The 9,554-nt window shown below is 67.9% G+C and carries 8 protein-coding genes; 4 read left to right on the top strand and 4 right to left on the bottom strand.

The features are described from left to right. The first annotated feature begins 165 nt into the window (after positions 1–165). Positions 166–303 (top strand): hypothetical protein, encoded by a 138-nt coding sequence (locus IG75_RS39430; protein ID WP_246872190.1) that lies wholly within the window; start codon positions 166–168, stop codon positions 301–303. Between the two features lie 206 nt (positions 304–509). Next, complete coding sequence (locus tag IG75_RS0131920; protein WP_245713382.1) at positions 510–1,862, top strand: lipase family protein; 1,353 nt, start codon at positions 510–512, stop codon at positions 1,860–1,862. Between the two features lie 49 nt (positions 1,863–1,911). Here the strand turns inward: IG75_RS0131920 and IG75_RS0131915 are convergent, their stop codons facing one another. From IG75_RS0131915 to IG75_RS0131900, 4 genes are all read right to left on the bottom strand, one after another. Continuing rightward, entirely contained in the window at positions 1,912–3,330 is a 1,419-nt protein-coding gene (locus IG75_RS0131915; RefSeq protein WP_030525068.1) for a lipase family protein, read from the bottom strand. Positions 3,331–3,526: 196 nt separating this feature from the next. Then, positions 3,527–4,006: a hypothetical protein gene (locus tag IG75_RS0131910; protein WP_030525067.1), complete on the bottom strand. Its 480-nt coding sequence runs from the start codon at positions 4,004–4,006 to the stop codon at positions 3,527–3,529. Further along, positions 4,003–6,459, bottom strand: a complete 2,457-nt coding sequence (locus tag IG75_RS0131905) for a molybdopterin oxidoreductase family protein (protein ID WP_036515722.1) — start codon at positions 6,457–6,459, stop codon at positions 4,003–4,005. Before IG75_RS0131905 ends, IG75_RS0131910 begins: the two co-directional genes overlap by 4 nt. A 141-nt stretch (positions 6,460–6,600) precedes the next feature. Next, positions 6,601–7,944: an MFS transporter gene (locus IG75_RS0131900; RefSeq protein WP_030525065.1), complete on the bottom strand. Its 1,344-nt coding sequence runs from the start codon at positions 7,942–7,944 to the stop codon at positions 6,601–6,603. A 118-nt stretch (positions 7,945–8,062) separates the two neighbouring features. On the opposite strand from IG75_RS0131900, the gene IG75_RS0131895 reads away from it, so the two are divergent. Together IG75_RS0131895 and IG75_RS0131890 are read left to right on the top strand one after the other, a co-directional pair. Continuing rightward, on the top strand, positions 8,063–8,548 hold the full coding sequence (locus IG75_RS0131895; protein WP_030525064.1) for a MarR family winged helix-turn-helix transcriptional regulator: 486 nt from the start codon (positions 8,063–8,065) through the stop codon (positions 8,546–8,548). A 57-nt stretch (positions 8,549–8,605) separates the two neighbouring features. Continuing rightward, positions 8,606–9,538 carry a hydroxymethylglutaryl-CoA lyase gene (locus IG75_RS0131890; protein ID WP_030525063.1) on the top strand — a complete coding sequence of 311 codons (933 nt, stop codon included), beginning with the start codon at positions 8,606–8,608 and terminating at the stop codon, positions 9,536–9,538. The last annotated feature ends 16 nt before the right edge of the window (positions 9,539–9,554 follow it).

Raw genomic sequence — 9,554 nt, 5'->3', positions numbered from 1 at the left:
CAACTCCCACTCCACGACGGAGACCTTCACCATTTCAACGATCACCTACAGCGTGTCGCCACAAACCCTCGACCAACCTGCCTGGGCAGTACACCTAGGCCAGCGCCTACCCCGGCTGTGGACGGGCAAACACCGGCCAACCGATCGCCGGGAGGTGTTTGCTTCGTGCCCGCGGCCCCGGAAGCCGCCGCCGACCCCGTGACCGGCCCGGTCTCGGACGGGACGGCCCCGCAGCGGGCGATCATCTCCGGCGGCGGGCCCAAGCTGTCCGACAGCAACGGTGTGCCCTGCAACGGCCGCTGACCGCGACGCCGCGAGTTCGTGAACGAGGCCCGCATCGGCGGCCGGGTGCCGGGGCCACGGCCGGGGAGGGCGATCGCGTCTGAATGGTGGGATACACAGTGGGACCGGCGATCCGCTGTGAGTGTCCCTCAATCCCTTCTATCTTTGGCAAATTCGGCAGCGACTGTCGATACTGAGGGAAATTTGTTTATTCGAGGGTGAGGGTCGTGAAGCCGCTTCTGGCAATCCTGGGGACTGTGCTCGTCGGTTGTGCGTGGTTGGGTGTGCCCCCGACTCGTGCGTACGCGGATCCACCGGCCGGTCCGGCCGAGCCGGAGGTCAACGCTCCGTCACCGCTGCAGCAGTGGATCGACGGCACGATCCCGGCGCCGGCGCAGTTCGCGGGTGACGAGCCCGGATTGTCGTTGTGGCGCGGGGTGCTGCCGTCGGCGACCGGCGATCCGATCTTCGATGCCTGGCCCGCCGACCTCACGAACTTCTCGCCCGGTCAGATCATCGAACGGCGGGATGTCACCGCCACGACCGCCGCGCGTATGGCGACGCCCATTTCGCGGGCGACACTGCTGAAGTTCCGGTCCACCTCCGCCTCGGGCGGTCCCTCCTTCGGCACCGCGACCTTGATCGTCCCGGCGGCCGCGTGGACCGGACCCGGACCCCGGCCGGTGGAGGTGAACGCGATGCCGATCAATTCCCTCGGATCGCACTGCACCCCCGGATTCCAGCTCTCGCACGATCTGCTGGATCGCCCGAACACCGATCTTCCGGTGTTCCTGCCGTCGGTCTGGCTGGCGCTGAGCAAGGGTCACGCGGTCCTCATGCCGGACCACGAGGGTCCGCTGATGGCGTACGCCGAACCCAATACCGCCGGACACGTGATGCTCGACGCCATCCGCGCGGTCCGTACCTATGCGCCGGAGGAATTCGCCGACAGCCGATATGTGGCCATCGGCTATTCCGGTGGCGCGATCGCCTCCTACGCCGCGGCCATGCTGCTCGACGAGTACGCGCCGGAGTTGCGTGATGTGCTGATCGGGGCGGCGGCGGGTGGCCTGGTCACCGACAATTCGAGCGTGGCCCACCAGTTCAACGGCAATATCTCCTCCGGGATCCTGTTGACGGTCGCACTGGCCGTCGCGCGCGAACATCCGGAAATCCTGCAGTACATGAACAATCTCGGACAGTGGGTGGCGACCTCGCCACTGCGTGATATCTGCGGCGACGCCTCCGGTCCCCTCGGTGTGGTCGGCATTCCGATCGACGTGGCGGCGACTACCGCGAACGCGCTCGACAGTCCGTTCGCGGCGAAGATGTTCGAGCGGTTGGACCTGACCGGGCGAACCTCCGCCGTGCCGCTGTTCATCTATCACGGCCTGCACGACCCGTGGATTCCGCTCGACGACGCCGAGAACATGTATCGGCAACAGTGCGGCCGCGGTGTCTCCGCCGTCTTCCGCGTCGTGGGCGGCGAACATCTGCTCGGCTATGTCAGCGGCTATCCCGAACTCAGCGGCTGGATCGACGCGCGCTTGCGCGGCGAACCCGCAGCGAGTGAATGCTGAGGTTCACCGGGTTCCGAGCGGAGTGTCCGCGATATTCCGGTGCGCGCCTTCAGCATTCACTGTGCGCCGGGATACCGCGGAGCCGCTCGTCCAGCCAGCTCATGGCGTCGGGATAGCCGAGGCCCGCCGCGATGATGTGTTCGCCGAGCACACTGCGGTAGACCGCGGTGACACCTAGTGAGCACTGCTCCTGATAGAGGTTGCGTGCGCCCTCGGCCGGGATCCAGAACTCCTGCTCGCCGTTGTAGATGTAGAGCGGCGTCGCCGAGGCGCGCCCGGCCATCCGGGTCACCTCGTAGATGTCGCGGGCCAGCGTCGACCGCAGTGGGTCGGCGATATTCGCGGCGATATCGATCGGCAGCAGCAGCGCACCCGGCAGCGCGAACACGCTTATGCACTGGTCTTTCATCGGCGAGGTCGTCACCCACTGGGCGAGGTGGTTCATCCGGGCCAGGATTTCGGGCCGCTCGCGGGCGATACCGAAGACGGCCGCCATGAACACGCCCGAGGCCAGATTGCCGTTCATACTGCCGGCCAGGATCTCGAAGTCGGCGGGCACCCCGCCGAGCGCCGCACCGACCAGTGCCGGTGCGAGATCGGGCGCGTAACTCTCGATCAGTTTCGCCGCGCCGTGCGTGGCGATCGCGCCGCCGGAGTAACCGGTCATCGCGAACCTGCTCGCGCCGAACTCCTCCGCCCGCCAGCCGCGCACCGCGCGCACCGCGTCCAGTACCGCGTGTCCCGCGACGTAGGGCTCGGCGTAGGCCATCAGCGGACCCTCGTGATCCGGAATGAGTACGGCATAACCACGTAGCGCGGCCAGCTGGGTGGTGGGCGGCACGAAGTCGGTGAGCGCGCTCTCGAAGGAGAGACCATGCGCCAGCGTGTAACTCGGCGTGCACCGGCGGCCGAGAGCGTCGATCGGAAGGTTGTTGACCAGTACCGGCCGCGCCCCGGCCACCGGTGAACCGGTCGCCGGAATCACCAGTGTGGCCGTGGCGAAGGAGGGACGGTCGTGCGCGTCGGTGGTCCGGTATTTGAACAGCACCGCCTGCCGGATCGGCACCAGGACCAGTGGCGCGGCCGAGGCGGTGATATCGCGGACCTCGAGCACCGCGCCCGGGGCGAAGTCGGCGAGGTTCGGCGGCCACAGATCGAATATCGGGTCGCCGACCGGCGCGGGCAGCACCGCCTGACGCAGTGCCGCGAGTGCCGGTGCCAGGTCGTTCGTCTCCGCCGGTGGCGGTGCCGGCCGGGGTGCCGGCGCGATGGGCGGCGGCGGGATCACCTGGTCGATCCACTGCTGGATACCGGGCAGGATCGCGCCGTTCGCCTCCGCGGGCGATGGCGGGACCGGGAGTCCGGCGAAGGGGAGAGCGGGCAGTGCGGGCGGCTGGGCGGTGGCCTGTCCGGTGAGCAACGGCACGATGACGAGCAACGTGAGAGTGACGGTACGTAGACGTCTCATGGCACACGCCCCTGGGTGCTGTGTCGATACATCTGGCACCCGGGGAGAGGCGGGTTTGCGTGCTCCGAACGCCCCCTGTGCTACCGGGGCCAGGGGCTCAGATTACGTGACCGGAGGGCAATTATTGTGATACGTCACAATATTGAGACGACCTGCTGCTGATTCGAAACAAAGGCGCCCGCGCCCATCGCGGGGCTCAGGAGGCCAGGATTTGGGGAGCGAGGATCTTCAGCATGGAATTGGCCCAGCGCATCTGGCGCAGGGTCTCCGGGTGGCAGCGTTCGGCCAGTTCGAGAAGGTCTGTGTCTCTGGTGGTTTGTGCTCCTTGGGCGAGCAGTTCCCAGTCGAGTGAGACACCGGCGGCGACCCGGTGCAGGTGACGTAGATCGATGAGCAGGAGCAGCGCCGGTTCGCTCCGGCGACCCAGCAGAGTGCTGAGGCGCTCTTGGACGGGTCCCGTGCGCGGTTCGGTGCGGGGGTCGCTGTCGAGGTCGAGTCCGTAGCGGTGGCCGGCCCGGGCGAGTCGATGGACGTGCTCGGTGGACCACCCGGCGATATCCCGCGCGACGAAGTGCACCTCGTGGTCGGCTTTGTGGCGGGCGGCCAGAGTGGTGAGGTCGAGGGCGAGTTTGCGTTCGGAGCGGTGCAGTTCCCGGATCGCGAGGTCGAGTTTCACGGCTGTTCTCCCACGGGTTCGAGGGTTTCGGTGGCGAAAGCCGTCCGGCCGCCGACGGTTTCCGGCAGGGAAGTGCCGAGGGGACGCGACGCCGTGGTGGTGGGGGCCGGGGCCGGGCCGTGGGTATCGGTGGCGAGCACGGTGATCCGGGCGGCCGCGGTTTTGAAGATCGGTTGTTTGGAGGCCGGGTCCCAGTCGGTGACGGTGAGTTCGTTGGCGGCGCGGTCGTGCTCGGTACTCGCTCCGGTGGTGGCGTCCCAGTAGCCGTAGTGGAAAGGTACGAACAGGACCCCGGACCGGATTCCGCAGATGCGGGCCTTGGCGCGCAGGGCGCCCCGCGCGGTGCCGATCTCGAGCAGGGCTCCTTCGGTGACACCGGCGGCGCGTGCGTCCTCGGGTGAGATCTCCACCCAGACCTGCGGTGCGGCCGTCTGGAGCTGGGGGGCTCGGGCGGTTTTGGTGCGGGTGTGGAAGTGGTAGAGGGTGCGGCCGGTGGTGAGGACGAACGGATAGTCGGGGCTCGGGGCCTCATGCGGGGTGAGATACCCGGCCGCCTTGATGATCGCTTTGCCGGAAGGGTTCATCGCCCGGTATTCGGTGGGTTCGACAGGAGCCCCGGTGACGAGGTCTTTTCCGTAGGCTTCGCAGTAGTCCGGTGTGGCGGAGAATTCGCCGCCGGTGTAAAGGCGTTCGGTCCCGTCGGGGTGTTCGGCATTGCAGGGCCACTGGATTCCGCTCCCGCCGCGGAGCTTGTCGTAGCTGATGCCGGTGTAGTCGCAGGGGCGTCCGGCGCTGCACTTCTTCCATGCCTCGAACGCGGACTCCGGATCGTGCCATGGGGGCAGGGGTTCGCCGTCGCGGTCGCGGAAGTCCATACGGCGCGCGTAGTCGAGGAAGATGTCGAGATCGGCTCGCGCCTCGCCCGGGGGTTCGATCGCCTTGTCGGACAGGTGCACGGTGCGGTCGGCGTTGGTGAAGGTTCCGGTCTTCTCACCCCAGGTCGCCGCCGGTAATACGACGTCGGCGAGCGCGGTGGTCTCGGTGTGGAAGATGTCCTGGACGACGACGAACAGGCGTTGCCGGCCCAGGATCGCGCGGATCCGGCCGAGTTCGGGCATGGATACCGCCGGGTTGGTGGCGCTGATCCACAGCATGCGCACCGATCCCTGTTCGGCATACCTCAGCATCTGCATGGCGTGGGTGGGTGGCGCATAGTGCGGGATCCGGTCGATATCGATATTCCACAGCTGTGCCAGCTCGGCGATATGGGCGTCGTTGTTCCAGTTCCGGAACCCGGCGAGATCGCCGTCGGCACCGCATTCGCGGGTGTTCTGTGCGGTGGGCTGGCCGTTCATCTGCAGCACTCCCCGCCCGGGTTCGCCCAGCATTCCGCGGATCAGGTGCAGGTTGTTGACCTGTACGGCCGCCGCGGTCGCCTGATGTGATTGGTAGAAGCCCTGCAGCACCGTAGACAGCAATGCGTCGGCAGAGCCCAGTATCCGGGCGGCGCGCCGGATATCGTCGGCGGGTACACCGCAGATGTCGGCGGCTTTCTCGGGTGGGTATTCGCCGACACGCGCCCGTAATTCGTCGAAGCCCACGGTGTTCTGCTCGATGTAATCGTGGTCGATCCAGTCGTTGCCGATGATCTCGTGCAGGAGCCCGTTCATCAACGCGACGTTGGTGCCCGGCAGCGGTGCGAGCCGTACGGTGGCGTACTCGGCGACCTTGGTCGCGCGGGGATCGACGCAGACGATCGCCGGCGGATCGTCGCCGGCGAGGCGATCCAGTATCCGGGCCCACAGCATGGGTTGGGTTTCCGCCATGTTGTGGCCGAACAGCGCGATCACATCGGCGTGGTCGATATCGGCGTACGAGCCCGGCTGTCCGTCGCAGGCGAACGATTCCTTCAATGCTTCGGCCGCGGTGGCCGTGCACAGGCGGGTGTTGCCGTCGACGTGGTTGGTGCCGATGGCGCCGTGCGCGATAACCCCCAGGGTGTAGTACTCCTCGAGGAACAACTGACCGCTCGTGTAGAAACCGATGGCGCTCGGCCCCTGCTCGGCCAGCAGCTGTTTGCTGTGCTCGACGATGCGGTTCATCGCGGTATCCCAGTCGGTGGCGACCAGTTCGCCGTTCTCCCGGATCAGCGGCCGGGTGAGCCGTTCCGGGGAGGAGTTGGCCTGCCAGCCGAACAGGTCCTTGGGTCCCAGCCGTCCACGGTTGACCCGGTCCACGGCCCGGCCCCGCACCCCGACCATGCGGCCGTTCTTGACCGCGATATCGAAGGCGTCGCCGTTGGAGTGCAGGATCGAGGCCGACTGCACCCATTTTTCGACGTCCTCGGCGGCGAGACCCTCACCCAAGTGCATATCCACCCGCGCCGGCCACGGTCGGCCCGCACCGTAAGGGGTGCGGGTTCCCCAGGGGTCGGCAATTCGATCCTTGGCCACCATGCCCGCCGCGTACCCGCCGTCTCCGTGGGACAAACCGGCCGGTACCGGGAGCGCGCCACCGCGGCCGTCTGCCCCCGACGGCTCGTCGGGGGCAGACGGGGGGCTTCCTGAACCCCTCATGGTGTGAGAAGCACCGGCTCAGTGGTGCGTCTCCTTCAGGTCGCCCGGTTTCACCCCCGCCAGCAGGACGGCTACCGCGAGCAGCACGATTCCCGCGCTGATGATCAGCCCCAGCGACAGGCTGCCGGTCGCCGATTTGATGAAGCCGAGCAGGGACGGCGACGCCGCGGCCGCGAACGAACCCATCGAGGTGACCATCGCGATGCCCGTGGCCGCCGCGCGGTCGCTCAAATAGATCGACGGGATCGAGTAGAACACCGTCAGGCCGGAGTAGTGCGCGGCCGCCATCACCGCGAGCAGGATGATCACCAGCACGACGTTGCCGCTGGAGAACGCCAGCGCCAGCATGGCCAGTGCGGCGACGACCCAGCTCGTCGCCGCGTGCCGGCGCCGCTCCAGCGTCCGATCGGAGTGGCGGCCGACGATCTGCATCACGACGATCCCGAGCAGCGGCGGGATGGCCGAGAACAGTCCCAGGTTCATCACATCGCCGACACCGGCCTCGGCGATGATCCGCGGCGTCCAGAACGACACCGCGTTGGCCAGTGTGTAGGCGCCGCAGGCGCACAGGCCGAGGATCCAGACCTTCGGGTCACGCAGCGCCAGGAGCAGGCCGCCTTCGTGAGCCGGTGCCGCGGCCTTGCCGAGCCGGTCCGCTTCGAGGTCCGCGCGGACGGCCGCCTTCTGTGCCGGGGTGAGCCACTTCGCCTGCTCGGGCTCGTCGACCAGCACGAACACCGCCAGCAGTGCGAGCAGGATCGGCGGGATGCCTTCGATCAGGAACAGCCACTGCCAGTCCGCCAGGCCCGCGGTTCCGCCGAGGGTATGCATGATCCAGCCGGAGATGATCGACCCGAGCACCCCGGAAACCGGGACGCCGATGAAGAACACGGCGGTCATCCGGGTCCGGCGTCCGGACGGGAACCAGCGTGACAGCAGGTAGAGCGCTCCGGGGAAGAACCCGGCCTCCGCCACGCCGAGCAGGAAGCGCGCGATGTAGAACGTGGTCTCGTCCCGGATGAACATGGTCGCGATCGTCACCACACCCCAGGTGGCCATGATCCGGACAAGGGTTTTGCGGGCGCCGATACGCGCCAGCAAGGCGTTGCTGGGGACTTCGAAGAGGATGAACCCGACGAAGAACACGGTGATGCCGAGCCCGTAGACGGCCGAGCCGAACCCCAGATCGCGATGCAGGCCCTGCTGCGCGATACCGATATTGGTGCGGTCGATGTAGCTGACGACGTAACAGATCACGAGCAGCGGCATGACTCGCAGAGCGATGGTCCGGTACGTCGAGGCGCGGTCGACGCCTTCCACCGGTATTTCGGGCCGTCCAGTGACGGCGGATGATTCGGCCACGGCTACTCGACTCCTTTGTCATGCGGGGCTGTGGTGCGTGCCCCGTCGGCAGGGCAAAGTGTCTACGTGGGTGTTGTGTTTGTCAACAGTTGATCGGCGACGACTACGATGACCGGCTATGGCGGAACGCGCGGACGGCCGGGAAATCGTGCCTATCTCTGAACTGCTCTCCTATCGACTCGCTCGCACCTCGTCGGCGATGTCGCGTAGCGCCGCGCTGCGCTACCGGCGGGATTTCGATGTCAGTCTGGGGGAATGGCGGGCACTCGCGCTGATCGCCGCCGATCCGACCCTGACCCTCAATCGGCTCGCGCGCCGCGCGGGACTGGATAAAGCCCAGATGAGTCGCTCGGTTACCCGGCTGGCCGAACGTGGGCTCGTGGATCGGACGGCCGGTTCGGGCCGCACCTCGCAGCTCGCTCTGACCAGCGAGGGTACTCGCGTCTATCGCGGCCTGATCGCCGCGGCGAACGAGCGGGACGCGGAGTTCCTCGCGGTGCTGTCGGCCGCGGAGGCCGCGGCTCTGACCACCGCGCTGGACAAGCTGGCCGACCTCGCGCTGGCCGTCGAGGAGCGTGAGCGCGACCACGCCGCCGCCCCTTAGTGTTGACTTTATCAACACAACCGCGTAATCCTGGAGCCACCAACGAGGAGGTGGCCGATGCCGGACGCGGTAACGATCTGCGAGTGCTTCGCTCGCGACGGGCTGCAGCACGAACCGGAGTTCCTGCCGACCGCGACGAAGGTCGCTCTGCTGGACTCCTTCACAGCCACCGGGTTCCGGCGGATCGAGGCGACCAGCTACAGCCACCCCGACCGGGTGCCGGGCTTCGCGGACGCCTCGCGAGTTCTCGCCGGGATCACCCGTCGGCCGGGCGTCGCGTACAAGGCGACCTGCCCGAATCCCCGCGCTGTGCGGCGCGCTCTGGACGACCTCGACGCCGGGCACGGTGCCGAGGAGCTCAGCCTGCTGGTTTCGGCCAGTGAGAGCCACACCGAGCGCAACCTCCGGACCACTCGTGCCGGGCAGTGGGAGCGCGTCGCCGAGATGACGCGGCTCGCCCGCGGCCGGTTCCGGCTGGTGGGGGTGGTATCGGTCGCGTTCGGCTGCCCGTTCGAGGGCGCGATCGATCCGGGCCGGGTCGCCGAGGACGTGGCCCGGTTCATCGATCTCGGTGCGGGCCTGGTGACCCTGGGCGACACCACCGGCGTCGCGACCCCCCGATCCGTCCGTGAGTTGTTCACCCGGCTCGAACGCGCCCATCCCGGATTTCCGGTGGTCGCCCACTTCCACAACACGCGCGGCACCGGCATCGCCAACGCCGTCGCGGCGCTGGACGCCGGGTGCCGCAACTTCGACACCGCGCTCGGCGGCGTCGGCGGTCACCCGGCCGGGGTTCGCTACGGCACCGGTCTCACCGGCAATGTCTGCACCGAGGATCTGGCCTGCCTGTTCGACGCGATGGGCGTCGACACCGGTCTCGATCTCGCTCGGCTGGCCACCACGTCGGCCGCGTGCGAGGCGGCGCTCGGCCGGACCCTGCACAGCATGGTCGCCCGCGCCGGGTTCGCCCGCTCCGCCGCCCTCGTCTGATACCGGCCCCGATCCA

Source organism: Nocardia rhamnosiphila NBRC 108938 (assembly GCF_000720425.1).
GTDB lineage: Bacteria > Actinomycetota > Actinomycetes > Mycobacteriales > Mycobacteriaceae > Nocardia > Nocardia rhamnosiphila.
Note: the sequence above shows the minus strand (reverse complement) of the source record. Positions and strands in the feature narration are given on the sequence as shown.